Source organism: Microbispora sp. NPDC049633 (genome assembly GCF_040675265.1).
Lineage (GTDB): Bacteria > Actinomycetota > Actinomycetes > Streptosporangiales > Streptosporangiaceae > Microbispora > Microbispora maris.
The window spans coordinates 45,716-68,367 of sequence record NZ_JBFAOO010000002.1; the positions used below are offsets into that span (position 1 = coordinate 45,716).

Annotated in this window: 42 protein-coding genes; 41 read left to right on the forward strand and 1 reads right to left on the reverse strand. The window is 67.8% G+C overall.

The window, feature by feature from the left end; genetic code table 11:
- Positions 1-9: 9 nt before the first annotated feature.
- The 29 genes from AB0J39_RS01025 to AB0J39_RS01165 all read left to right on the forward strand — a co-directional run bounded on the left by AB0J39_RS01025 (position 10) and on the right by AB0J39_RS01165 (position 16,471).
- Positions 10-951 carry a hypothetical protein gene (locus AB0J39_RS01025; protein WP_363460435.1) on the forward strand — a complete coding sequence of 314 codons (942 nt, stop codon included), beginning with the start codon at positions 10-12 and terminating at the stop codon, positions 949-951.
- A gap of 82 nt (positions 952-1,033) precedes the next feature.
- Positions 1,034-2,980, forward strand: a complete 1,947-nt coding sequence (locus AB0J39_RS01030; protein ID WP_363460437.1) for a DNA polymerase — start codon at positions 1,034-1,036, stop codon at positions 2,978-2,980.
- A 13-nt stretch (positions 2,981-2,993) separates the two neighbouring features.
- A complete protein-coding gene (locus tag AB0J39_RS01035; RefSeq protein ID WP_363460439.1) occupies positions 2,994-3,374 on the forward strand; it encodes a hypothetical protein in 381 nt (126 codons plus the stop codon).
- Entirely contained in the window at positions 3,374-3,820 is a 447-nt protein-coding gene (locus tag AB0J39_RS01040; protein ID WP_363460441.1) for a hypothetical protein, read from the forward strand. The genes AB0J39_RS01035 and AB0J39_RS01040 overlap by 1 nt, the downstream gene beginning before the upstream one ends.
- A 40-nt stretch (positions 3,821-3,860) precedes the next feature.
- Positions 3,861-4,511 (forward strand): hypothetical protein, encoded by a 651-nt coding sequence (locus tag AB0J39_RS01045; protein ID WP_363460443.1) that lies wholly within the window; start codon positions 3,861-3,863, stop codon positions 4,509-4,511.
- A complete protein-coding gene (locus AB0J39_RS01050; RefSeq protein WP_363460445.1) occupies positions 4,492-6,447 on the forward strand; it encodes a hypothetical protein in 1,956 nt (651 codons plus the stop codon). Before AB0J39_RS01045 ends, AB0J39_RS01050 begins: the two co-directional genes overlap by 20 nt.
- Entirely contained in the window at positions 6,444-6,749 is a 306-nt protein-coding gene (locus AB0J39_RS01055; protein WP_363460447.1) for a hypothetical protein, read from the forward strand. Before AB0J39_RS01050 ends, AB0J39_RS01055 begins: the two co-directional genes overlap by 4 nt.
- Positions 6,749-7,150: a thermonuclease family protein gene (locus tag AB0J39_RS01060; protein ID WP_363460449.1), complete on the forward strand. Its 402-nt coding sequence runs from the start codon at positions 6,749-6,751 to the stop codon at positions 7,148-7,150. The genes AB0J39_RS01055 and AB0J39_RS01060 overlap by 1 nt, the downstream gene beginning before the upstream one ends.
- A 110-nt stretch (positions 7,151-7,260) precedes the next feature.
- Positions 7,261-8,340 (forward strand): hypothetical protein, encoded by a 1,080-nt coding sequence (locus tag AB0J39_RS01065; RefSeq protein WP_363460451.1) that lies wholly within the window; start codon positions 7,261-7,263, stop codon positions 8,338-8,340.
- Entirely contained in the window at positions 8,330-8,662 is a 333-nt protein-coding gene (locus AB0J39_RS01070) for a hypothetical protein (RefSeq protein ID WP_363460453.1), read from the forward strand. The genes AB0J39_RS01065 and AB0J39_RS01070 overlap by 11 nt, the downstream gene beginning before the upstream one ends.
- Complete coding sequence (locus AB0J39_RS01075; RefSeq protein ID WP_363460455.1) at positions 8,662-8,919, forward strand: hypothetical protein; 258 nt, start codon at positions 8,662-8,664, stop codon at positions 8,917-8,919. Before AB0J39_RS01070 ends, AB0J39_RS01075 begins: the two co-directional genes overlap by 1 nt.
- The gene (locus AB0J39_RS01080) at positions 8,919-9,050 is read left to right on the forward strand and encodes a hypothetical protein (RefSeq protein ID WP_363460457.1); all 132 of its coding nucleotides are present in this window, start codon (positions 8,919-8,921) and stop codon (positions 9,048-9,050) included. Before AB0J39_RS01075 ends, AB0J39_RS01080 begins: the two co-directional genes overlap by 1 nt.
- Entirely contained in the window at positions 9,047-9,358 is a 312-nt protein-coding gene (locus AB0J39_RS01085; RefSeq protein ID WP_363460459.1) for a hypothetical protein, read from the forward strand. The genes AB0J39_RS01080 and AB0J39_RS01085 overlap by 4 nt, the downstream gene beginning before the upstream one ends.
- Complete coding sequence (locus tag AB0J39_RS01090; RefSeq protein ID WP_363460461.1) at positions 9,358-9,759, forward strand: WhiB family transcriptional regulator; 402 nt, start codon at positions 9,358-9,360, stop codon at positions 9,757-9,759. The genes AB0J39_RS01085 and AB0J39_RS01090 overlap by 1 nt, the downstream gene beginning before the upstream one ends.
- Positions 9,760-9,785: 26 nt before the next feature.
- Complete coding sequence (locus AB0J39_RS01095; RefSeq protein WP_363460463.1) at positions 9,786-10,967, forward strand: hypothetical protein; 1,182 nt, start codon at positions 9,786-9,788, stop codon at positions 10,965-10,967.
- Complete coding sequence (locus AB0J39_RS01100) at positions 10,954-11,157, forward strand: hypothetical protein (protein WP_363460465.1); 204 nt, start codon at positions 10,954-10,956, stop codon at positions 11,155-11,157. The genes AB0J39_RS01095 and AB0J39_RS01100 overlap by 14 nt, the downstream gene beginning before the upstream one ends.
- On the forward strand, positions 11,145-11,390 hold the full coding sequence (locus tag AB0J39_RS01105; RefSeq protein ID WP_363460467.1) for a hypothetical protein: 246 nt from the start codon (positions 11,145-11,147) through the stop codon (positions 11,388-11,390). The genes AB0J39_RS01100 and AB0J39_RS01105 overlap by 13 nt, the downstream gene beginning before the upstream one ends.
- Complete coding sequence (thyX, locus tag AB0J39_RS01110; RefSeq protein ID WP_363460469.1) at positions 11,387-12,064, forward strand: FAD-dependent thymidylate synthase; 678 nt, start codon at positions 11,387-11,389, stop codon at positions 12,062-12,064. Before AB0J39_RS01105 ends, thyX begins: the two co-directional genes overlap by 4 nt.
- Positions 12,061-12,219 (forward strand): hypothetical protein, encoded by a 159-nt coding sequence (locus AB0J39_RS01115; protein ID WP_363460471.1) that lies wholly within the window; start codon positions 12,061-12,063, stop codon positions 12,217-12,219. Before thyX ends, AB0J39_RS01115 begins: the two co-directional genes overlap by 4 nt.
- Before the next feature lie 153 nt (positions 12,220-12,372).
- A complete protein-coding gene (locus tag AB0J39_RS01120) occupies positions 12,373-12,933 on the forward strand; it encodes a hypothetical protein (protein WP_363460473.1) in 561 nt (186 codons plus the stop codon).
- A complete protein-coding gene (locus AB0J39_RS01125; RefSeq protein WP_363460475.1) occupies positions 12,930-13,181 on the forward strand; it encodes a hypothetical protein in 252 nt (83 codons plus the stop codon). The genes AB0J39_RS01120 and AB0J39_RS01125 overlap by 4 nt, the downstream gene beginning before the upstream one ends.
- Entirely contained in the window at positions 13,178-13,438 is a 261-nt protein-coding gene (locus AB0J39_RS01130; RefSeq protein WP_363460477.1) for a hypothetical protein, read from the forward strand. The genes AB0J39_RS01125 and AB0J39_RS01130 overlap by 4 nt, the downstream gene beginning before the upstream one ends.
- Positions 13,426-13,779 (forward strand): hypothetical protein, encoded by a 354-nt coding sequence (locus AB0J39_RS01135; protein WP_363460479.1) that lies wholly within the window; start codon positions 13,426-13,428, stop codon positions 13,777-13,779. Before AB0J39_RS01130 ends, AB0J39_RS01135 begins: the two co-directional genes overlap by 13 nt.
- A 121-nt stretch (positions 13,780-13,900) precedes the next feature.
- Positions 13,901-14,197, forward strand: coding sequence for a stage V sporulation protein S (locus AB0J39_RS01140; RefSeq protein WP_363460481.1), 297 nt, complete (start codon positions 13,901-13,903; stop codon positions 14,195-14,197).
- A 74-nt stretch (positions 14,198-14,271) separates the two neighbouring features.
- Positions 14,272-14,523 carry a hypothetical protein gene (locus tag AB0J39_RS01145; RefSeq protein ID WP_363460483.1) on the forward strand — a complete coding sequence of 84 codons (252 nt, stop codon included), beginning with the start codon at positions 14,272-14,274 and terminating at the stop codon, positions 14,521-14,523.
- A gap of 10 nt (positions 14,524-14,533) precedes the next feature.
- Positions 14,534-14,848: a hypothetical protein gene (locus AB0J39_RS01150; RefSeq protein ID WP_363460485.1), complete on the forward strand. Its 315-nt coding sequence runs from the start codon at positions 14,534-14,536 to the stop codon at positions 14,846-14,848.
- Positions 14,845-15,099 carry a hypothetical protein gene (locus AB0J39_RS01155; protein ID WP_363460487.1) on the forward strand — a complete coding sequence of 85 codons (255 nt, stop codon included), beginning with the start codon at positions 14,845-14,847 and terminating at the stop codon, positions 15,097-15,099. The genes AB0J39_RS01150 and AB0J39_RS01155 overlap by 4 nt, the downstream gene beginning before the upstream one ends.
- Before the next feature lie 6 nt (positions 15,100-15,105).
- Positions 15,106-15,636 carry a hypothetical protein gene (locus tag AB0J39_RS01160; RefSeq protein WP_363460489.1) on the forward strand — a complete coding sequence of 177 codons (531 nt, stop codon included), beginning with the start codon at positions 15,106-15,108 and terminating at the stop codon, positions 15,634-15,636.
- Between the two features lie 4 nt (positions 15,637-15,640).
- On the forward strand, positions 15,641-16,471 hold the full coding sequence (locus AB0J39_RS01165) for a hypothetical protein (RefSeq protein WP_363460491.1): 831 nt from the start codon (positions 15,641-15,643) through the stop codon (positions 16,469-16,471).
- Here AB0J39_RS01165 and AB0J39_RS01170 read toward each other — a convergent pair.
- Positions 16,461-16,673 carry a hypothetical protein gene (locus tag AB0J39_RS01170; RefSeq protein ID WP_363460493.1) on the reverse strand — a complete coding sequence of 71 codons (213 nt, stop codon included), beginning with the start codon at positions 16,671-16,673 and terminating at the stop codon, positions 16,461-16,463. The genes AB0J39_RS01165 and AB0J39_RS01170 overlap by 11 nt on opposite strands.
- Positions 16,674-16,747: 74 nt before the next feature.
- Between AB0J39_RS01170 and AB0J39_RS01175 the strand changes: the two genes are divergently transcribed.
- From AB0J39_RS01175 to AB0J39_RS01230, 12 genes are all read left to right on the forward strand, one after another.
- Positions 16,748-16,981 carry a hypothetical protein gene (locus tag AB0J39_RS01175; RefSeq protein ID WP_363460495.1) on the forward strand — a complete coding sequence of 78 codons (234 nt, stop codon included), beginning with the start codon at positions 16,748-16,750 and terminating at the stop codon, positions 16,979-16,981.
- A 42-nt stretch (positions 16,982-17,023) separates the two neighbouring features.
- Positions 17,024-17,188 (forward strand): hypothetical protein, encoded by a 165-nt coding sequence (locus AB0J39_RS01180; protein ID WP_363460497.1) that lies wholly within the window; start codon positions 17,024-17,026, stop codon positions 17,186-17,188.
- The gene (locus tag AB0J39_RS01185) at positions 17,189-17,356 is read left to right on the forward strand and encodes a hypothetical protein (protein ID WP_363460499.1); all 168 of its coding nucleotides are present in this window, start codon (positions 17,189-17,191) and stop codon (positions 17,354-17,356) included.
- Positions 17,353-17,484 (forward strand): hypothetical protein, encoded by a 132-nt coding sequence (locus AB0J39_RS01190; RefSeq protein ID WP_363460501.1) that lies wholly within the window; start codon positions 17,353-17,355, stop codon positions 17,482-17,484. The genes AB0J39_RS01185 and AB0J39_RS01190 overlap by 4 nt, the downstream gene beginning before the upstream one ends.
- Complete coding sequence (locus AB0J39_RS01195) at positions 17,484-18,266, forward strand: peptidoglycan-binding protein (protein WP_363460503.1); 783 nt, start codon at positions 17,484-17,486, stop codon at positions 18,264-18,266. Before AB0J39_RS01190 ends, AB0J39_RS01195 begins: the two co-directional genes overlap by 1 nt.
- A 25-nt stretch (positions 18,267-18,291) precedes the next feature.
- Positions 18,292-18,453: a hypothetical protein gene (locus AB0J39_RS01200; protein ID WP_363460505.1), complete on the forward strand. Its 162-nt coding sequence runs from the start codon at positions 18,292-18,294 to the stop codon at positions 18,451-18,453.
- A complete protein-coding gene (locus AB0J39_RS01205; RefSeq protein ID WP_363460507.1) occupies positions 18,450-18,965 on the forward strand; it encodes a hypothetical protein in 516 nt (171 codons plus the stop codon). Before AB0J39_RS01200 ends, AB0J39_RS01205 begins: the two co-directional genes overlap by 4 nt.
- 44 nt (positions 18,966-19,009) lie before the next feature.
- Positions 19,010-19,489: a hypothetical protein gene (locus AB0J39_RS01210; protein WP_363460509.1), complete on the forward strand. Its 480-nt coding sequence runs from the start codon at positions 19,010-19,012 to the stop codon at positions 19,487-19,489.
- Entirely contained in the window at positions 19,486-19,863 is a 378-nt protein-coding gene (locus tag AB0J39_RS01215; protein WP_363460511.1) for a hypothetical protein, read from the forward strand. Before AB0J39_RS01210 ends, AB0J39_RS01215 begins: the two co-directional genes overlap by 4 nt.
- A gap of 155 nt (positions 19,864-20,018) precedes the next feature.
- A complete protein-coding gene (locus AB0J39_RS01220) occupies positions 20,019-21,011 on the forward strand; it encodes a hypothetical protein (RefSeq protein WP_363460513.1) in 993 nt (330 codons plus the stop codon).
- Positions 21,008-21,490: a hypothetical protein gene (locus AB0J39_RS01225; RefSeq protein ID WP_363460515.1), complete on the forward strand. Its 483-nt coding sequence runs from the start codon at positions 21,008-21,010 to the stop codon at positions 21,488-21,490. The genes AB0J39_RS01220 and AB0J39_RS01225 overlap by 4 nt, the downstream gene beginning before the upstream one ends.
- The gene (locus AB0J39_RS01230; protein ID WP_363460517.1) at positions 21,487-22,626 is read left to right on the forward strand and encodes a hypothetical protein; all 1,140 of its coding nucleotides are present in this window, start codon (positions 21,487-21,489) and stop codon (positions 22,624-22,626) included. The genes AB0J39_RS01225 and AB0J39_RS01230 overlap by 4 nt, the downstream gene beginning before the upstream one ends.
- The last annotated feature ends 26 nt before the right edge of the window (positions 22,627-22,652 follow it).

The following is a 22,652-nucleotide window of genomic DNA, read 5'->3' on the forward strand; positions in this document are numbered from 1 at the left end:
GGGAACCACATGCCCCGTAACGTCGCCCGCCGCAACGAGCGGCCGGTCCGCAGCCGGGACGTCGAGCCCGAGGACGAGGACTACGAGGACGACGACCTCGACGACGAGGAAGAGGAGGACGAGGAGCCCCCGGCCCGCCGCGAGCGCGCCGCCGCCCAGCGTCGCCACCCCGCCGGTCGTTCCCGCCGCGCCGCCGTCGAGGACGACGACGACGACGAGGACGACGACGACGACGAGGAGGAGCGCCCCACGCGCCGGTCCCGGACCGCCAGCCGCCGCCCCGGCGGCCGAGGCGACTCCGAGCGCCCGTCCCGTGGCCGCCGGTCCCGCGACGAGGACGGCGAGGGCCGCCGGTCCCGCCGCCGCAACCGCGACGACGACGGCGAGGGCGGCTGGGACGAGTTCCACAGCAAGGTCAAGAAGGCCAAGTTCGCCGACAACTTCAAGGTCGGCGACAACGACGAGATCATCATCAAGTTCGTCGAGAACAAGCCGATCACGACGTACTACGAGCACTGGATCCAGGAGGCGACGGGCAAGAAGTCCCACGTCTGCCTGGGTGAGGACTGCCCGCTGTGCGACATCGGCGACGAGCCGCGCGCCAGGGTGCCGTTCAACATCATCTCCTTCTCCGACCCGGCCAAGCCGGAGCTGGTGGTGTGGACCACCGGCATCAAGGTCGCGCAGAAGATCGAGGGCCTGAACAAGAACAAGCGGACCGGTCCGATCGACAAGGACGGCCTGTACTGGGCCATCACGAAGACCGGCAAGGGGACGAAGACGGAATACAACCTCCAGGCCACCAGCGAGACCGACCTGGAGAAGTACTACGACATCACCCCGCTGTCGGACGACGAGATCGCGGAGTTCGAGGAGAAGAAGTACGACAAGTCGCTGATCAAGGTCACCTCTCGCGAGGACCTTGAGGAACTGGTCGACGAGATCTCCTGACCCCAGCCCCCGCAGCCCGCCACCATGTCTCTCCTGGTCCGTGGTGGCGGGCTGTGGTGTCCCAGGAAGGCCCCACCACGCCATGCTGAGCCGCAGCATCGTCCTCGACACCGAGCATCTGGACCACGTCGTCCGGCACTTCTCCCGCCACGGCGCGTTCTTCTTCGACATCGAGTCCATCCCCCCGTACCGGGGGATCCCCGCCCACAACACCGTCTCGTGGATCTCCCTGGCGACCTACGGCATGGCCGTCACGATCCCCATGGGCCACATCAAGGGCGACCGCATCATCGGCGAGCGCGTCGAGATGTACGAGACCAAGACCGGCAAGATCCGCAAGCGGAAGATTCCGGTCTGGTCCACCGCGCCGGAGCAGCTGCGCCCCTCCCAGGTCTTCGAGGCCTTGGAGCCGCTGCTGTTCAGCGATCGGGAGAAGGGCGCCCACTCCCTGCCCATGGACGTCGGCTCGGTCGCCAAGTACTACGGCGGCAAGATCCCCCCGCCGCCGTATCACGACACCTACACCTCCTCGGTCCTGCTGGACGAGAACAGGCTGAACGGGCTCAAGCCCCGGATCAAGCAGCTATACAAGATCGCCTACGACACCGAGGACACCGGCCGCCGCGTCGAGGCCCACAGCTTCCGCAAGGTCGCCCGCTACTCCTACGCCGACTCCGCACTCGGCTGGCTGCTGTACAAGCACAACGACCCGCTCATCGACAAGCAGGGCCTGCGCGACCTGTTCGACATGGAGATGGAGCTGCTGGAGGAGGTCATCGACATGGCCGCCTACGGCGACCCCGTCGACAAGGCCGTCTTGGAGGAGCTGGAGCGCGAGCTGACCGCCGCCCTCGTTGAGCACGAGGCCCGCATCTACCGCGCCGTCGGCCGCGAGTTCAACCTGAACAGCCCCCCGCAGAAGGCCCAGGTGTTCTGGGGCCCGAAGGAGCAGGGCGGCCTGGGCCTTAAGCCCGTCAAACTCACCGATGGCGGGGTGAAGAAGAAACGGCGCGGCGAGAAGCTGACGATCACCGACTGGTCCACCGACGCCGACTCCCTGAAGAAGTACAAGGGCCATCCGGCGGTCGACGCCATGCTCGACTACCAGCGCGACGACAAGCTCAAGGGCACCTACGTGGACGCCCTCCTCCACCCCGACGAGGACGACTGCCTGATCATCAACGGCCGGGTCCACGCCCGCTTCAACCCCATGGGCGCCCGCACCGGCCGCTGGTCCAGCTCCAGCCCGAACCTGCAGAACATCCCCGTCCGCACCCCGCAGGGCAAGAAGATCCGCAGCGCCTTCCGCGCCGAGGACGACTACCTGGAGCTGATCGCCGACTACGGGCAGATCGAGCTGGTCATGCTCGCCCACTTCATCGGCTACGGCGCGTTGTTCGACGGCTTCTGGAAGGGGATCGACCCCCACACCATCACGGCGGCCCTCGTGTTCGCCCTGCCGCCGGACGAGGTCAAGGCCAACCGGCCGGACCTGCGCTCGATCGCCAAAGGCTTGAACTTCGCCATCGTGTACGGCGCGGGCCCGGACACCGTCGCGGAAATGGCCGAGATCACGGTCAACGAGGCCCGCAAGCACATGAAGAAGCACCGGGCCGAGTTCCCCGAGGTCTACGCCTATAAGGCCCACGTCATCGACACCGCCCGGCGCCAGAAGTACCCCCACACCACGACCCTGCTCGGCCGCGTCCGCCGCATGCCGGAGCTTCGCAGCCGCGACGACGAGAAGCGCTCGGCCGCCGAGCGCCAGCTGTTCAACAGCAAGATCCAGGGCAGCGCCGCCGACCTGATCAAGCTGGCGATGATCCGCTGGCGCCGCAACCACCCCGCAGGCGCCCACATGACCCGCACCGTCCATGACGAGGTCGGCGTCCACACCCCCAAGCACCTCGTGGAGGAGTCCAAGGCCGCCCTCCTGGACGCGATGGTCGGCCCCGGCATCCAGAAGCTGGTCAAGGTACCTCTGACCGTCGACATCCACGCCGTCGAACGCTGGAGTGACGCTAAGTGATCAAGGAGACCCCGTGAAGATGAACCTGCTCGCCGAGCCCGAACTGCTGCTTCAGCGCGTCGTGTTCGACGGCTACCCGCACAAGATGGCCGACGACCTCCTGCGCCAGCTGGGGAAGATCCCCCCGAACGAGGAGGGCGCCGATCTGGCCCGCAAGGAGAGCAAGCTCCGCGTGGCCCGCGCCCTGCGCGCGGCCCCCGAGCTGGACGCGATTTCCGAAATGATGGCCACTGTCCTGGTTCGCTCTATGCTGAAGGAAGCGGCCGATGCACTCGGCGAAGAACTCGTAGCTCAGATGGTCCACACGTACCACTCGGTGATCCGCTCCGGCGCGCTGGTCGTCCTGGCAAACCTGCTGGACGCCGAGGTCATCCGGTACACGGAGAACATCTGATGAGCGACTTCTGGTCCCGCAAGCTCGCGGCGGTCCGGCCTGCTGCCCCTGCCGCGCCGTACGCCCCCGCACCGGCCCCCCAGGCGCCGCCGACGTCCCTCGCGCGCCCGTGGTGGGATCCGACACCCGCGCCCGCTCCCCAGGCCCCGCAGATGCCCGTCCAGGGCGTTCCGGACGCCGAGATCGCCAAGCACCTGGCGAAGGCTCCCTCCTCGCAGATGACCGACCGCTGCGGGGCCCCCGGATGTGGCTCGACGAACTTCGGCGCTCCTCCGGGCACCCAGGCTCGCGCTCGCTGCTTCGACTGCGGCTGGCCCCTGGTCCAGGCGGGCTCCGGCGGCGTCGGGATGCCGTCCGGCCAGGCCGGTCAGGTCACCCCCGCCCGCCAGATCCACGACGGCACCTCGAACTACAACCCGGCGCACATCATCGCCCACGTGAAGTAGTGGTAGGTGATTTGTCGGTCGCATCCCATAGTTTCCGATCATGAAGTTCATCGAGGACCCCCCGGAGGGGCAGTACCTTCCCGCGCTCTACAAGGGCGAGGACCAGACCGGCAAGGTGTTTGGCCGGTACAAGGTGCTCGGTCGGTCGAGCACCAAGCGGTACGGCGGCAACAAGATCGTCGCACGCTGGACCGTGTTGTGCTTGGACTGCGAGACCACGTACTCGATCTCGGCTCAGCGGGCCCGCGAGAACAAGTACGGGTGCCACACCTGCGCCCACAAGTCAATGGCGGGAAATAACCACGCGAACTGGCGCGGCGGGAATCACGTCCCCGGCTATTTCGTTGCCCAGTTTCGCGTCAAGTCCCGCACTCGTGCGCGCGGAACCCTCGAATGGGATCTGACGATCGAATACCTCGACGAACTGTGGGTCAAGCAGGGCGCCAAGTGCGCCTACACCGGCTGGCCCCTCCAGTTCGGCAAGCAGGGACTCCTGGAGCAGGAGCAGACCGCGTCGCTGGACCGGATCGACTCCACCAAGGGCTACGTCCCCGGAAACGTTCAGTTCGTCCACAAGGACATCAACCGCTTGAAGTGGGACCTCCCGGAAGATCGTTTCATCGAACTCTGCCGGGCGGTCACTGATTACGCCAACGAAGGTGATCCCCCTCATGTCGATTCTTGCCGCTGACGGCTCGATCATTGCTCCGTACGAAAACTTCATCGCGACCTCCCGGTACAGCAGGTACATCGACGACCTCGGTCGCCGCGAGGTCTGGCGCGAGAGCGTCGGCCGGTACATGGACTTCATGCTGGGCCACCTGAAGGCCAAGCAGAACTACGTGCCCAGCGACTCGCTGGTGGCCGAGATCCGCCAGGCGATCGAGAACCTGGACATCGTGCCGAGCATGCGGGGCATCATGACGGCCGGTCCCGCACTGGAGCGCTCCAACATCGCGGGCTACAACTGCTCCTACCTGCCGGTGGACGATCTGGCCGCCTTCTCCGAGACGCTGTACATCCTGCTCAACGGCACGGGCGTCGGCTACAGCGTGGAGCGCCGGTACACCGAGAAGCTGCCGCCGGTCGCGCCGATCACCCGCTGGAACGTCCCCAAGACGATCGTGTTCGGCGACAGCAAGGAGGGCTGGGCCGCCGGATTCCGCGAGTTCCTGAAGGCCGTGTGGGTGGACGGGGAGGTGCCCGCCTACGACCTGTCGAGCATCCGCAAGGCGGGCAGCCGCCTGAAGACGTTCGGCGGCCGGGCGTCCGGCCCCGAGCCGCTGGCCGAGCTGCTGAAGTTCACCGTCCATCTGCTGCACCAGGCCGAGGGGCGCCGCCTGCGGCCGATCGAGGTCCACGACCTCATGTGCAAGATCGCCTCGGTGGTCGTCGTGGGCGGCGTGCGCCGGTCGGCGATGATCGCCCTCACCGACGTGAGCGACAAGGAGCTGGCCGAGGCCAAGGCGGGGGAGTGGTGGGAGACCCACCCGCACCGCGCGCTGGCCAACATCTCGGCGGTGTTCGAGACCCACGGCAACAACTACATCTCGCGGCCGGTGTTCGACGAGCACTGGGCGGCCATGGTCGCCAGCGGGTCGGGGGAGCGCGGCATCTTCAACCGGACGGCGGCCCAGAAGCAGGCCTCCCGCTGGAGCCGCCGTGATGCGCAGATCGAGTACGGCTGCAACCCCTGTAGCGAGATCGTTATGCGCCCGTTCTCCTTCTGTAACCTGTCTGAGGTGATCGTCCGGCCGACGGACGAGATGCCCGACCTTATCCGGAAGGTCGAGCTGGCCACCGTGCTCGGCACCTGGCAGGCCACGCTGACGGACTTCCCCTTCCTTCGCGACATCTGGAAGAAGAACGCCGAGGAGGAGCGTCTGCTGGGCGTGAGCCTGACCGGCGTGTTCGGCAACAAGATCACCTACGAAGCCGACCAGCGGGTCAACGCCCTGAAGATCCTCCGCTCGGTCGCCCGTCAGGTCAACGTCGCCGAATCCGCCCGCGTCGGCATCACCGCCAGCCACGCGATTACGTGTGTGAAGCCGAGCGGAACTGTGAGTCAATTAGCCCAGGTCAGCAGTGGTATCCACCCCTGGCACGCCCCCTACTACATCCGCACCGTCAGGGCGGACAAGAAGGACCCGCTCGCGCAGCTGATGGCCGACTCCGGCGTGCCGCACGAGGACGACGTCACCCAGCCGGAGACCACCTGGGTCTTCTCATTCCCGATCGCCGCGCCCAAGGGCGCCGTCACCCGCGCTGACCTCACGGCGATCCAGCACCTGGAGCTGTGGCTGGACTATCAGCGGCACTACTGCGAGCACAAGCCCTCGGTGACGATCAACGTCAAGACCGAGGAGTGGAACGCGGTCGGCGACTGGGTGTTCGAGCACATCGACGAGCTGTCCGGCGTCTCCTTCCTGCCGTACGCCGAGCACACCTACCAGCAGGCGCCCTACCAGGAGGTCGACCAGGCCACCTACGAGGCCGCTGTGGCAGCCTTCCCCTCAGTGCGGTGGGCCGACCTGCCCTTCTACGAGCACGGCGACCAGACCTCCGGCAGCCAGGAGCTGGCGTGCTCGGCGGGCGGCTGCGACGTGGTCGACCTGGTGGCGGCATGAGGCGCCCGCAGAAGCGGCCCGGCGAGAGCCCGGCCGACTACGAGGAGCGCATCGCGCCCTGGGAAACCATGACCAAGGCGGCCACCGAGTTCAAGCGGGCGCGGGCCAACCTGCACGACGCCCTGGCGGGTATCCGGGGGATCCAGGGCCGCGAGGGCGGTCCCTGGTACTGCCGGGAGATCCCCGAGTCCCAGCGCGATCGAGTCCAGGATTGGCGGCGTCGTCTGGAGCTGGCCCTGTCCCACCTGGAAGAGGCTCACGTGGACGAGTGGAAGACCGATCTGTACGGGGAGGGGAAGTAATGGCCGCTACCCCCCGCCTGGGAAATCCGGCGGAAACAGTGGCCGCTGTCGAGTGGTGGCACTTCTCCGACGTCGAAGTAGTCCGCGTCATCGACGGAGACACCGTCGCATTCCGGGTGAACGTCGATATCGGATTCCACGTGAAGGCCAGCGCGGAAGTCGTGGTCCGGCTCGACGGACTCAACTGCCCCGAGAAGACCGACCCCATGGGAATGGAGGCCACGATTTTCACGACCGGCTGGCTTCTCCGAAACAAGGGGAAGATCGAGCTGGCCACTCGAAAGTCGCGCGAGAAGTACGGGCGCTGGCTCGGCACCATCCGTGCAGGTCAGGAGTGCCTGAACGACGACCTGATCAACGAGGGATACGCCCGCCCCTACCACGGGGAGCGGCGGATCTGAGAAAGTCCGAATTCCGAGTTGGGGCCTAACTTGTGACCGTGTGAGGTGCGCTCGTAGCGTTTCCTCACACGGTCTTCGTTTTCCCCGAGCTTGGGTTGGTGAATCGGCTTGTGAGCATTTCCCCGGAGGCTCGCGCCCTTATCGCGCAGATCAACAAGAAGCACGGCGACGGCGCCATCGCCCTCGGCTCGGAAATGGTGCTCGGCGGTCGCTACCCGACCGGCAGCATCGGGCTCGACGTCATCCTCGGCGGCGGCTGGCCGGTCTCCCAGTGGGTCGAGATCATCGGCAAGGAGTCCCAGGGAAAGACCGCCATCGTGCTGAAGACGGTGGCCGAGAACCAGCGGCGCAACCCCGACTTCACCACCACCTGGGTGGCCGCCGAGCCGTACGACGTCGACCAGGCCGCCGCCCTCGGCGTCGACAACGACCGCGTCCTGGTCGTCGACACCCGGCAGATGGAGCTGGCCTACGACACCGTCATCCAGTTCGCCGAGTCCAAGACCGTCGACATGATCGTCATCGACTCCTACCCGGCCCTGGTGCCGGACGAGGAGGCCGAAAAGAGCATGGACGAGGCCACCATGGCCCTCGGCGCCCGCCTCAACTCCAAGTTCTTCCGGAAGGTCGGCGCCGCCACCCGCCGCGCCCTGGACGGAACCGAGAGGCCCCTGCTCGGCGTCATGATCAACCAGTACCGCGACGCCATCGGCCAGTTCTCCCCGCACGGCACCCCGCAGACCACCCCCGGCGGCAAGTCCAAGAACTACAGCTTCTACGCCCGCGTCGAGGTCAAGAAGGACGAGGACATCATCGAGGCCCGCCCCGGCAAGGGAAAGGTCGTCGTCGGCCAGACGATCAAGCTGCGGACGCTGAAGAACAAGAGCGCCCCGCCGCGCCAGGTCGCCACCGTCGATTTCTTCTTCCGCGACGCCCCGCTGTTGGGCTTCTACCGGGGCGACTACGACACCGCCAAGGAGCTGCTGACCTACGGCGTCCTGTTCGACATCGTCGAGCGGCGCGGCTCCTACTACTCGATCGGCGAGCGCCGCTGGGGCCCCGGCAAGGACAAGCTCCTGGACGACCTGCGCGCCGAGGTCGATCTCCAGGAACAACTGCGGCTGGCCATCCTCGAAGCCGCCGCCAAGCCCGACCGCGAACTCATCACCGGAGCAGCCAATGCCGCGTAAGACGACCGTAGCCCTCGCCGCCGTCGCGCTGGCGGCCGGGCTGACCGCGTGCAGCGACGACAGCTCCGGTGACTGGTGTGAGGCCCCGGCCGACCAGACCGGCGGGACGCAGATCGAGGTCGAGTACGACGTCCACCACAACCCGGTGGCAACCCACTACGTCCCGATCCCCGTGCCGTACCGGCCGCGCGTAACCAACCGGCCGCTGACCCCGGTCAAGCCGTACACCCCGCCCAAGCCGCTCACGCCGGTCAAGCCGGTCGTGCCGCAGCCCAAGCCGTACACCCCGCCCAAGATCGGCAGCTTTGGAGGGAAGCGCTGATGAAGATCGACATCAAGACCTGCGTGAGCGCCATCGTCGTCGCCGCCGTCGTGCTCGCTGCCGCCGTCGCCTGCGGCAACACCCCGGCTGTCGCCGACAACCCCAAGCCGCCGGTCCACATCACCACCGAGGCCTGGTACGAGGGCAGCGAGGTCGACGAGGCCTTGGTTCACCTCTCGGACGGGACCGTCGTGACCTGCGTCAGCGTCTACAAGGGCGGCCTGAGCTGCGACTGGCCTCGTCGGAGCACCAACTGATGTACCTGAACTTCGACAACGAGACCTACGTCGCCGTGTTCCTCGGCCTCGCCCTGTTCATCATCCTCGGACTCGATGGGATGCGCGGGGTTGTGGAGCGCCGACGGCGTCAGAGGAAGAAGCGCTCGTGAGCAAGCTCCACCGGGCCTCCCGGAGGCAGGAGGACCAGCAGGCCGCCAAGATCGGCGGCAGCAGGAACGCCGCCTCCGGGGCGCTCGACTTTCGTAAGAACGACGTCCGCAACGAGACCGAGTCGTGGGAGCTGAAGTACACCACGGCCAAGCAGTACACGCTGCGGCTCGCCGACCTCCTGGAGGCCGAGAAGCAGGCCCTGCTCGACAACGGCCGGTTGATGCGGTTCGGCCTGCGGATGGGTGACCGGGACTGGGTCATTTTGTCGCAGGAAGACTACGACATGCTGAAGGAAGAGGCCCTGTAGTGGTCCTCAAGCCTCGAATCCCGGCGCCGGACTGGTTCGGGGGCGGCAACGAGGCCAAGGCCGCCAAGTGCATCAAGTTCCGGGCCCCCAGGCGCGGCGGCAAAGACCCCTGGTTCGACCGCAAGCAGGCCGATGACTGCGTCGAGTTCTGCAACGGCGACGCCGACGGCCGGGTCTGCCCCCTACGACATGCGTGCCTGGAGTGGGCCGTGATCAACAACGAGGCGACAGGAATCTGGGGCGGCATGCACCCCCATGACCGCCGCAACATTCGGTTCGCCCGCAAGGAAGACCCCTACCTGGAGATCACGTGGCATCCCCCGACGCCGAAGATTCCCGACCTCGACGAGGACGACTTCCTGCTGGAGGACGACGAGGACGAGGACGAGCTGCTGGTCTGAAGCCCGCCGGTCGGCTGGCCGACCTGGTGAACGCGCGCAAGGACGGCGGCCTGCTGGCCGACATCCGCACGCACCTGCTGAACAAGGCCGACCAGCCGACCGACCGGCGCCAGGACGTGATCCACCCCTCGGAGATGGCCCACGACGACTGGTGCCCGCGCGCCACGTACTACCGGATCCGCGACGCCCGCGCCGGGATCCCGATCAAGGGCGAGCAGTTCGCCGTCGGCACACTGTCCATCTTCGAGGAGGGGCACTCGATCCACTCGAAGTGGCAGGGCTGGCTGGACGACATGGGCCTGCTGGAGGGCCGCTGGAAGTGCCTCAACTGCAAGCACCTTCACCGCGACATCACCCTCCGGCCGCCGTCGTGCGTGACCTGCGGGTCCGAGGCGCTGCAGTACGCCGAGGTCACCCTGGGCGATGAGTCGTCGCTGATCCACGGCCACGCCGACGGCAAGGTGCCGAAACGGCTGATCGAGATCAAGTCCATCGGCAAGGGGACGCTCCGGATGGACGCCCCGAAGCTGCTGAGCGAGCACACGCACGAGACCCGCAGCGGCAAGAAGCTCGTGGATCTCGACGGCCTGTGGGATGGCCTGAAGCGCCCCCTGACGCCCCACGTCAAGCAGGGCAACATCTACCTCTGGCTGGCATCCCGTTCCGGGATCGACGCAGAGGAGATGGTCTTCCTCTACGAGTTCAAGGCCAACCAGTTGACCAAGAGCTTCACGATCCGCATGTCGGACCGCATCTTGGACCCGCTGCTGGCCAAGGCGGGCGAGATCAAGATCGCGCTCAATGGCGGCCCCGAGCCCGAGCGCGCCCACGACAACAAGACCAAGAAGCCGTGCTCGGGCTGCCCCTGGGCGGCCGAGTGCTGGGAGGACGAGGATGCGGACGATCCGCAGGAACCCCGCGACCGGCGGCGCCGAGCGGCAGGCGAGGGCCCGGCGCGACCGCGCGCTCGCGGAGCTGCACGAGCCGGAGCGGCCCGACGAGCACCCGCCGAGGCTCCCGCGCGACCTGACCGAGGTCGACGACGGCGAGCTGATGGTCCTGTTCAGGGAGTTGACGGAGTGGGTGAACTTCTACGGCGGCCAGCTGGCGAAAGCACGGGTCGACGAGTTGTACGCCGAGGCCGTCCTGGAAGTCCGGCGCAACGACGTGATCGCGGCGAAAGCCGCCAAGAGCGTGACAGCGGCTAAGGCCGGGGCCGAGGCCGACCCCGAGGTCAAGGACGCCAAGGACGCCTACAACGACGCCAAGGCGGTACGGCTGCTCCAGGAGAGCGGCTACGCCAACGCCGAGCGGCTGAACTTCCTCGTCAGCCGCGAGCTGACCCGCCGCGTCGGCCGCTCAGATCGAGAGAACAGGAACACGAGATGGAACACCTGATCGCCACGGTGCTGGCCGGGCTGGCCCGCTACCGGCTGTCCGGCGACGAGGACTGCGGAGTCGACGTCCAGTGCCGCAACTGCAACACCGACGGCAGCAGCTTCGCCTACTACGACGGCGGGCTGGGCCCGAGCACCAACCCGGACGTCCCCAGCGTCAAGACCCTGCCGGAGCTGGTCGTCCTCGTGGCTGCCCACGAACTCACCTATCACACCGAGGGAGGAAAGGGATGAAGGCGACCCTCGCCGGGTACACCGTGGCGACCGAGCACGTCTACGACGCGCTGAACCCGCTGAAGTTCGAGGACACCATGCCGCGCCCGGCCGACCTGCTGGCCGAATTCGCCGGGCGGCTGTGTTACCTGAGCTTCCACAAGCCGAACCCCAAGACGCGGCTGAACCGGCCCTACCTGGACCACATCATCGAGCTGCAGCACAACAGCGTGCTGGAGCACGCCAGCGTCAGCTTCAAGGTGGAGGGCGTCTCCCGGCACCTGCTGGGCGAGCTGACCCGCCACCGGCACGCCTCCTACTCGGTGGAGTCGCTGCGGTACTGCCCGCCGCGCACCTTCGCCATCCACCCCACCGTGGCCGAGCACCCCGAGCTGGAACAGAACATGGCCGAGTGGTGGGACCTCGCGCTGGAGCGTTACAACGAGGTCTACGACTTCCTGACCCGCCGGAAGGTCCCGCTGAAGCAGGCCCGTGAGACCGCCGCCCAGTGGCTGCCGCTGTCGACGGACACCTCCCTGGTCATCACCGCGAACCTGTCGGCCTGGCGCTACATCCTCGCCCGGCGCCTGGACCCGTCGGCCAACCGGGAGATCCGCAAGCTGGCCGAGGTCGTCCTGGAGGCGCTGAAGGAGTATGCCCCGGCGACCTTCCAGGACATGGAGGTGGCCGCATGACCTGGCTGTGGGTCGTCCTCGCGTACGTGCTCGGTGTGGTGGGCGGTGTCCTTCTGCTCGCCGCCTGGATCGTCTACTGCGTCGGCGACGGCGAGCTGAAGATCGGCCACGACGACCAGGGCGTGCTCCGGGTGCGCTGGGAGGAGAAGCCGTGACTGACGCCGACGCCAACCTCCTGCTGGCCTTCTGGATCGGCTGGGTCGCCATCGTCCTGGCCGTCATCTGGAAGTCGTGATCATGTCCGCAATTCAAGCGATCATCAACATCTACTTCGCGGTAGCCATCGCGGTTCTGTTTTCGAGGCAGCCATGATCATTCTCGGACTCCACGGCTTCGCCCGCGTCGGCAAGGACTCCTTCGCCGACGCCCTGGTGGAAAACCACGGCTTCACCAAGATCGCCTTCGCTGACGCGCTGCGCGACACCCTCTACGCCATGAATCCGCCCCTGGTGGTGGAGGACGGCGAGACGGTCCGCCTACAGCAGGTCATCAACTCGATCGGCTGGGAGGAGGCCAAGGCGCTCTACCCCCACATCCGCGAGCTGCTGATCGGCCTCGGCGAAGGCGTGCGCGCTCATATCCACCCGCGCGCCTGGATCGAAACGGCTCTGCGGCGGATGCCCGACCCCGTCGGCCGCGTCGTGTTCACCGACGTCCGCCACATGAACGAGGCCCGCGCCATCCGCGAGCAGCTGGGCGGCCAGCTCGTCCACATCACCAAGCCGGGCGTCGGCCCGGCCCACCCGACCGAGACCCCGCTGCCGTCTGGCCTGCTGTCGTGGTCGGTCGCCAACGACCGCGACCTGACCTGGCTGCGGTCGGTCGCCGACATGCTCATGCTTCGACTCAAGGAAAGGGGAGCGGCGTGACCAAGAAGCTGCCCCGCGAGATCTACCTCATCACCACCGACAAGAAGTCCCAGGTCTACACCTCCAGGGGCCGCGCCAGCGCGGCACTAAAGACCAACGGCACCTTCAGCTCGGCCCGCGTCATGGGCACCGTCTCGGTCTACGTGGTCGTCGTCAACCCCCACGGCATGGTGCCGCTCGACATCGGCGAGGACGGCTGGACCGACGTCACCCACGAGTTCATCACCGCGAACGGAGAGATGAAGTGACCGCCCCGAACACCAAGAAGCCGCCGACGCACGTCTTCTTCGTCTACACGCCGGAGGACTACGGCGTGTACTGGAGGGTCGGGACCGTCAAGTCCGCCCTGAAGAACAGCCCGGACTGGAGCACACGGCTTCGCGAGAACAACTGGCATCCCCAGCCGCGCCCCGGCCTGACGATCCTGCGGTCGGAGATCGGCTCGACGGAGGGCTGGGTCGACTTCACCGAGGCGTTCGTGAAGGACGGGACGTGGGCCTGGTGAGCAACTACCGCAAGGACCGGGGGATGCGGTCGCAGAAGGTGTCGGCCGAGTACGTCCGCGACATCTGGCCGTTCGCCGACACCGCCGGGGCCGGGCGCTCCGGTCAGGACATCCTCAACACCCCCGGTTTCTCCGGAGAGGTCAAGGCCCGCACCGGCCTGAACCTCGGCGCCTGGCTGAAGCAGGCCGTCGAGGCCACCGCGCCAGGGGATTACCCGTATCTGGTGGTCCGGCTGAATGGGCAGGGAGAGGCGACCATCGGCGATTGGCCGGTCGTCATGCGGTTCTCCGACTGGAAGCGTCTGGTGAAGCAGGCCGGGTACGGCACCCCCGCGTTTTAACACCTCCCAGGAAACGATCCCGGAAAACGTCCTGGTCGGGGCTGACCATTACAAACGGAAATCGCTCCGCTCCTACCCTGGAATTACGTCCAATAAAACGTGTTCCAAAGTGGAGTTACATATGAGCGACACCCCGGCGCCGGGCGCCGACAGCAATTCGGTCGTCCTGCGAGTGAAGTCCTCGTCCAACGCGAACGCGCTGGCAGCAGCTGTGTCCCACGCGGTCTACGACGGGAAGGACGTCTCCCTTCGCGCCATCGGCGCCGGGGCCGTGAATCAGGCCGTCAAAGCTCTGGCGATTGCCCAGTCATTCGTCGCCTCCCGCGCGATCAGCCTTTCCTTCCGGGCGGGCTTCAGTGAGGCGAAGATGCCCGAGGGCAACGTGACCGCCATGGTGCTGAAGGTCCTGGTCGACTGACGGGATACCAATTTCCGGGCGGTCGAAATCTACACTGGAAACGGTAGAAGTTCATCGCCGGGAAAGGAGGCGGAATGACTGACGGTAGGACCACAGAATTCACTGAGTCCGCCCGCCGGAACGCCGCCATGTTCAACACCCGGCAGCAGGGCGCCGGACAGGCCGGATACCGGCCCGGATCGGTTCTCGAACCCGTGATCAGCAGCACTATCGGCTACTCCAACTCGGAATCCTCGCGCCTGCTCCCCGGCGGCCACGTGCTGCCCAGTCCCAACGGCCAGGCGGCCGAGACCTACCAGCGCCGCACCTGGCTGTCTGCGATCTAAGGAGTCCGAAGTGGCCGACAAGACCAGCCACAACTTCCCCAAGGTGGGGACCTCGGTTGCCACCAACTGGACCAACACCTCCGGCAACCCCCAGCGGGGCACCCTCGTCCCCAAGCACGGCCCGTCGATGGTGGAGGCCGCGCTGGCCGGTAACCGGCGCAACGTCCTGGAGCGCCTGGGTCACAAGGGCGCCGTCCAGGTCCCCATGTACTCCCAGAACGCGCCCGAGGCGAGCGCCACCCAGCGCAACGTCTACACCGTCCCCAGCAAGGCGGGCCTGTCCGACTTCTGGGCCAAGCGGCAGTACGGGCAGGTCCAGCAGTGATCCAGGCACTTCCGGCGATCCTCGGCACGATCGGACGCCTCGCGGCCGGAACCGCAGCCCGATCGGCGGCCGGTGCCGTCGCGGAGTCCGCCGCGTCCGGGGCCACGGGCGCAGCCGCCGGGCGTCTGGGCAACTTCGCCGCCAGCGCCGCCCGCTACACGGCGCTCCACGCGGCGACGCGGCCGACCCCGCAGCCGCAGCACCCCCCGGTCGTGGCCCCCGATCCGTTCCCCTACGAGCCGTACCGGTAGGTCGACGTGTCCTCCCCCTATAACACCTGGAACTACAACCCCCCCGTCGGCCAGCCGGGCGCCACGACGGTCGGCGGTGGGGGAGGCGCTACCGGCTTCCGCGACTTCAAGGACGCCCAGCGCTCCGGCCGCGTGCCGAGCATCCCATCCGCCCAGTACCCCGACGGCTACCTCGGCACGATCCGCTCCCGGCGCGAGGACCGCGTCCTGGACGCGATCAAGGGCAAGCTCAACGACCGCTCCTACCAGCGGGGCGTCCACAAGTTCGAGAAGATCCCGAACTCGGACTACTTCTGGCCCAAGGACTTCAACCCCAACACCGGGCTGCAGGCCCAGGCGCGTGGCCAGCGATGGACGGCGCCGGGTGACCCCGTGGAACGGCTGGCGCACGGGGGCAAGAACGCCATCACCTCCCCCAGAGAGCTGGGCCAGCTGGCGGCCAAGTACGGCGTGAGCAACTACGACCCCGAGGCGCGGCGGGAGACCGACCCCCAGTTCGTCGCCAGCATGCGACAGCACCTCCCCTCCTGGAGATAGCACCATGGCTCCTGCCGACTTCAGCCCGATCGACCCCCGCACGGTCACCCCGCGACGCCTCGGCATGTACCGGCGCAACGTCGAGACGCTGATCAGCAACGCCAACCCCGAGCAGCGCGACTACGGCCGGACCTGGTACCCGCGAGCCCACGACATCGCCGAGAAGGTCGGGCGCGGAGATGTCCGCACGGGGGCGGGTATCGTCGCCGCGCTGTCGCCGTCGACCGAGTGGGGCGCCAACGTCAACCAGGCGCACGAGCTGACCCGCAGCTTCCCCGACAAGCACCTCGCCGCGCTGCGGGGAGCCCACGAGCACCTGGAGGGCCTGAAGCGGCTGCAGACCGAGCACCGCCGGGCCCACGGCTTCAACAACCCCACCATCGCGGCCGACATCGACAAGGCCACCGAGTCCCACAACCGGGTGCGCGCCGAGACCGTCGGCAAGACCCGCGCGCTGCGACTGCAGGCCACCCCGAACATCCTCAAGGCGGCCGACATCCGCGACGGCAAGAACCCCGAGCAGGCCCTGCCGATGCAGATCAAGACCGGCAACTTCTACAAGAACATGGTGGACCCCTCCGACCCCCACCCGGTGACCGTGGACGTCCACATGCACGACGCCGTCATCGGCAGGGGCGACCTGGAGCACAAGGTCCCGCGCGGGCTGTCGTCCGTCGGCCGGTACAACCTGTTCGCCGACGTCGTGCGTCAGGCGGCCGACCGCACCGGCATGCCGACCGCCAACCAGGCGCAGGGCACCGCCTGGGTGGTCCACAAGGCGACCAAGAAGTCCCGCAACTCCAAGACGATGCCCTACGACGACCTCAAGTGGTGACCTCGCCGCCCAGCACCTCGTGCAGGAGGGCCAGGGCCTGGTCCTGCCGGTCCTCCAGGGCGTCCAGGGTCTCCTGGTCGGCGTCCGGCACATGGCAGCTGGCGTACAGCGTTTCGTACAGCTGCCAGGCCTGCTCGGGCCGCAGCACGACGGGGCCCTCCGGCTTGGGGGCCTTGGGCGGCAACTTCAGCACCTGATCCATGCACTCGACGATACGCGCCGGAGGTGACAGATCCCATGCCAGCAGGACCCTGGGCGTCCCTGCCCGAGCAGCTGGTGACCGACCGGCTGGCCGAGCTGATGTACGCCAACGCCGCCTCCATGGAGGCGATCCGCCCGCCCATTCCGAATATCGGGAAGACGGCCCCTCGATTCGGTTATCGGAGCAGGGCCCTCACAATTTACGACGTCGTTTCCGTCGACGAAACATATCCCGGCGCAAAGGCTGACGCGCTGAGCGCCCGGCCGGGCTATTCGGCGACGATGCTACCTGGTTTCGCCCAGTCCTGAATATCCTGGAATAGACAGCCGCTCAGCGCGATTGGAGGAGTCGTGGCCAAGAAGGCCAAGAAGCCACTGAAGGCCACCGACCGCCGCCGCGCGGGGGCCGGTGACAATGTCAAGTTCACGGTTTCTGGAAATGACGGCACCGGAAGGTCGTTTGGCATTTTCAACGACCGCCGGAAGCCGAACGGACACGGAAAGAAGATGGCGTAGATGGCCTATCCGCAGTCCCGCAGCTGCAACAGCGAGCTGCGCGAGGGCATGACCGACGGCGCCGTGCGCAAGCCGACTCCGAACCGGGGCGGCCAGGCCACCTCGCCGTCCAACACCTACCCCGGCCACGTCAACGCCGGGCTGATCGAGAAGGGGAGCTGCCGGTGAGCACGCCCTACAGCTCCCCGATCCCCGAGAACCGACCCGACCTCGCGCCGGTCACCGACGCCGACGGCCCGCAGGAGGGCGACGTCGTCGAGCTGCCCGAGTACGAAGACGGCTGGGAGGGCCACTGATGGGTCTGACCGCCAACCAGATGCTCAAGGTGGCCACCGCCGAGATCGGCTACGCCGAGAAGTCCGGCGCCACCAAGTTCGGCCAGTGGTGGGACAAGAGGCACGGCACCACCGCCTACGCCAAGGCCGCCTGGTGCGACATGTTCCTCGGCTGGTGCGCCTTCGAGGCGGGCGGCGAGGACGGCCTGGACATCGTCGGCGAGTTCGCGTTCACCCCCTGGCACGCCGCCTGGTTCGCCCGCAACGGGCGCTTCGGCAACACGCCGAAGAAGGGCAGCATCGTCTTCTTCGACTGGTCCGGGACCCGGAACATCTCGGCCATCGACCACGTGGGCATCGTGATCGGTGTCGACGGGTCCGGCCGCGTCGTCACCATCGAGGGCAACACCGCCAACCAGGTGGCCAAGCGATACCGCACCCGAGGAACGATCGTCGGCTACGGCTACCCCCGCTACACCAAGGACAGCCCGGCCAACGTGGTCACCACCAAGCCGGTCAGTGTGAAGACGCCCGCCAGCGCGAGCGCGGCCCCGTACTACCCACTGCCGCGCAGCGAGTGGTTCGCCGAGCGCGCAGGCGGCAAGGCCCACAACCGGGGTGACGCCGTCAAGCAGATCCAGCGCCAGCTCAACAAGCGGGGCTGGAAGCTCGCGGTGGACGGCATCTTCGGCCCGGCCACCGACCACGCCGTCCGCGTCTTCCAGGACCACCACGGCCTGACCATCGACGGCGCCGTCGGCCCCCTGACCTGGGCAGCGCTTTGGAACGCTCCAAAGGCCTGACCGTCCCCACGACCTGGAGAAACACATGTCGAAACTCTTCGAGAACAAGTCGACCAAGGACCGATCCGTCTGGGTCTGGCGATTCGGCGACGAACAGCTCACGGTCAGCGCCGCCAAGGGCGCCGACGTCGAGGTGGAGTACATCGTGAACGTTCCCGAGTACGAGGCGAAGCGGCAGCAGGCATGAACACCGAGACCGCCGGACCCAAGGTCCGCCTCGTCGTCTGCCGGACGTGCAAGTCCGTCGAGGAGATTCCCGACTTCCAAGGCCCGATCGAGTACGACGACCTGCTCGACGTCGTCGCCTCGCGGCATGAGTACGCCCTGAACCACCCCCACCCCGGCCTGAACATGTTCAACGTCGAGGAGAAGCACTGGCGCATCCCCGACAAACGCGTGCAGATCCTGGATCGGATCAAGGAGCAGGTCGGGGACGGCCTGGGCGACGAGTTCTACGAGGTCAAGGCCACGTTCAAGGACGACGCCTTCAGTTGCTGGAAGAAGCACAACAAGACCACCAACTGCGACGACTTCCGCTCCGACGCCAAGCGGCTGATCCCCAACACCGCCGCCGAGCGCAAGGAGGCGGGCCTGCCTAAGCCCACCTCGAACCGCTTCCTGTGTGACTTCTGCCCGGTCAACTCCGTGGCGATGCAGCGGATGCGGGCCAAGCGCGGCGACTACCACTACACCGGCTGATCACCACCACCACCACCACCTGCAACCACCACAAGGAGCACGACATGTCGGACTACGACGACGACGAGGGCAGCGCGGAGAAGCGCCCCGAGCGGGCCCCCAAGGCCCCGTTCCGGGACCGCGTCAGGTTCGTCCCCCTGGCCACCTACAAGCGCCTGCAGACCCTCCTGGACGCCGTCGAGGCTCGCATGGCCGACGAGAAGGCCCGCCACAGGGCCGCCTACGCCGAGGCCATGGCCACCGTGAGCCAGGTCGCCGCCGAGCGCGACGCGCTGCGCATCGAGCTGGAGCGGGCCCGGATGACCCCGCAGACCAAGGCCGACACCGAGGCCGCCTACGCCCGTGGGCTGGCCGCCGCCTCCCGCCGGTATGGCCGCTACTTCCTCGGCGAGGTCCTGCCCGAGCACGAGATGAGCGCGCGGAAGCTCTCCCAGATCGCCCGCGACCTGGCCAAGGCCGACCCCGGCCACGACCCCCACGCCGACGACACCACCACGACCCCCAACAAGGAGAACGACCAGTGAACAACTCCGGAGCCATCCCCATCCTCGGCCAGGACCAGCCGGAGAAGCCCCACCTGGAGGCCGTCCCCGACCCCGAGTCCGCTCCCGAGCCGGAGGACATCCCCGTCCACGTCGCGTTCGTCGTCTGGCAGGACCACGACGGCCAGTGGATCGGCTCGAACGACCCGAAGTGGGTGAGTGGCCTGCGGGTCGACAAGGTCGCCCACCCCGACGAGATCTTCGCCGGGTGCGCGGTCGTCCAGTCCGACCTCGTCGCTCAGAAGACGGCCATGCAGACGGTCCAGCAGCAGATGGTCCTGGCCCAGCAGGCCCGCGCGCAGGCGGCCAACGCCCAGGTAATGCAGCGACTGAAGGCCGAAGGCAAGCTCGGCTGATGGGCGGCGCCCTCATCATCGTCTTCGTGGTCATCGTCTGCATGGCGCTCATGGAATAGCAGAACGGAATTGTTTGGAAGCCCCTCGTCGACCGGCGGGGGGCTTTCTATTTCTAACGTCGAGAAAGCCGCCGAACCTAGAATTGGAGTATGGCCGTGGAATCCTCGGAATTCTATTTGAACCGCGTCGCCCAGGCCTCCCCGGAAATCCGGGTTGAGCCGGGCCACAGCGGCTACTTCAACGCGCCGGATTCCCGCCTGGACCCAAACCTGTTCCACGGAGATGTCCTGCGTCCGGAGGTCCGCGAGGGGATTATCAACAGGTTCTACGAATACATGCAGAACCGGTACCGGGGCGCCTACAACTGGTCGCGGCTGTGGCTGGCCGGGTCCGGCATCTCCTACCAGTGGGCCGGGGACCGGGGAAACGGCGACCTGGACGTGATGGTCGGCGTCGACCCCGTCACCTTCCGCCGGTCCAACCCCACCATGGCCGGGCTGTCCAACGCCGAGCTGGCCGACTGGATCAACGCCGAGCTGAAGCGCTCCCTGTGGCCGACCACGGCCGAGACCCGCTTCGGCGGCAAGACCTACGAGCTGACCTTCTACTGGAACGTCGACACCGACGCCAGCCCCGGCGGGGTCAAGGCCATACACCCGTACGCCGCCTACGACGTCACCGGCAACACCTGGACCATCCGGCCGCCCCAGCTGCCCGCCGACCCGCACAGCCTGTACCCGGCCGAGTGGTGGAAGCAGATCAACGCCGAGGCCCAGCGCGCGAACACGATCATCGGCCGCTACAACGACGCCCGCCACCGCGCCGCGAGCACCACCGGCCCCGGACACGTCAACGCGATGACCGAGCTTCGCATCGCCGCCTCCCAGGCCGCCGCGCTGTTCGACGACATCCACAAGGGCCGCCAGGCCGCCTTCGGCCCCGACGGCGCCGGGTACGGCGACTGGGCCAACTTCCGCTGGCAGGCCCACAAGAGCCTCGGCACCGGCCCAGCGCTCGCCGAGATCACCTCTGTCGCCCGCTCCGGCCGCCAGGAGGCCGACGTGGCCACCTATGGCTCGCAGGTCGAGGACGCCGCGCAGGCGCGCGTCAAGGCCCTGCTGTGGGCGAATCGGGGGATCCAGCGATGAGGGGACTCGTGCTGATCACCCTGGACGGCGTCCTTCGGGATCCGGCCAACGGCGGGCCCATCGAGACCGGCCGCGAGCTGTACCACGCACTGTCCTACGTCTACCGGCTGGCCGTCGTCGTCGAGCACGTGACCGACGAGGTGTGGCTGAACGTCAACGGCTTCGACGCCCACCAGTTCACGATCATGCGCAAGCCGGAGGACCCCGAGGACGTCGCCATCCGCCGCCTGCGCCAGGTCGAGCGGCTGCGCGCCACGCGCGAGGACCTGCGCCTGGTCGTCGACTGCGACCCCGGCGTCATCACCACCCTCTTCCGCGCCGGAGTGCCGTGTCTGCACTACGTGGAACCGGCCTTCCTGCGGCCCGACCACCACCCCGACCATGACGGCGCCATCACCCCCTGGGAGCAGATGGTCGCTGAGCTGGACCGTACGCGCGCCCTCCGGGCCGCCTTTCGCCCTGTGGAGGACGAAGCATGACCATGAACTGGGAACTCGCCACCCAGGTCGCCAAGGACCGCCGCGCCCGCGTGGAGAACTCCGGCAGGTGGATGGACAACCCGGAGCTGCGTAAGGCCGCTGTGGCCCACGACCGCGAGCGCTACAAGCGGCAGGCCGCCGCGCACTACAAGAGCCTCCAGGAGGCCGCCCAGGCCCGCCGCGCGGGCAAGGCGCAGCCCAAGCAGGCGCCGCTGGCCGACAAGCAGTCCGCCAGCCCCAACGCCAGGGCCGACTGGGGGCCGAGCCGCGCGCCGTCGGCCGACGCTGTCGACCTGTCGCGCTGGGACACCCCCAGCCTGAAGCCGCGCACGCCGGGCAAGTGGGGTGACAGCTACGGCCGGGTCGAGCACGGCGAGCCGGTGCTGGGAGGCCAGTGGCCCCAGCCGGAGCGCCAGGCCCCGCCGCCCGCATGGAGCAAGACCACCACGCCGCCGCCGAAGCCTCCGGCCGAACCCCGCCTCGGCGGTCAGACGGTGGGCAACGTCAATGGCGTCCGGATCAGCACCGCCCCGTCCGAGCGCGTCCCCGGCACGAACCTGCCTGCGGTGCCGCACCTGGGCACCCTGTCCAAGCCTCCGGCGCCCAGCCCGAACCGGCCGTCCTGGGGTGCGTCCTACGGTCGCGTGGAGCACGACAAGCAGGTTCTGGGAGGCCAGTGGCCGCAGCCCGAGTCGGCCGGTCGCCAGGCCTTCCACCAGCCGACCACGGTCAAGCCGCCCGCCATGCCGTCGGCGCCCGCAACACCCGCGCCGAACAACTGGATCGAAAACCGGCCGCGCAGCACGCCCACGCCCCCCACGGCGCCGAGCCCGAAGCCGCTCACCCCTGGGACCAACCGGCCGTTGCCGACCTCGATCAGCCCCGACCACCGGACGCCGGGCACGAAGATCCCGGTCTACGACCCGATGCAGGGGCCGAAGAAGCTCGGCGGGCGCACCAGCTACACCCCCGGCAGCGACGTGGTCCGGCCGGAGGAGTTCCTGCGGCGGATCGAGAGCCCCATCGTGACCCAGGGCCGTATCCAGCTCGCGTCCTGGACCAAGGACAACCAGCCGAAGGGCGGGCTGCGCGGGAATGGAATCGGGCGCAGCCCGAAGAACCCTGGCCAGGTCTGATGCTGTCGCTGTACTTCAGCGGCGCC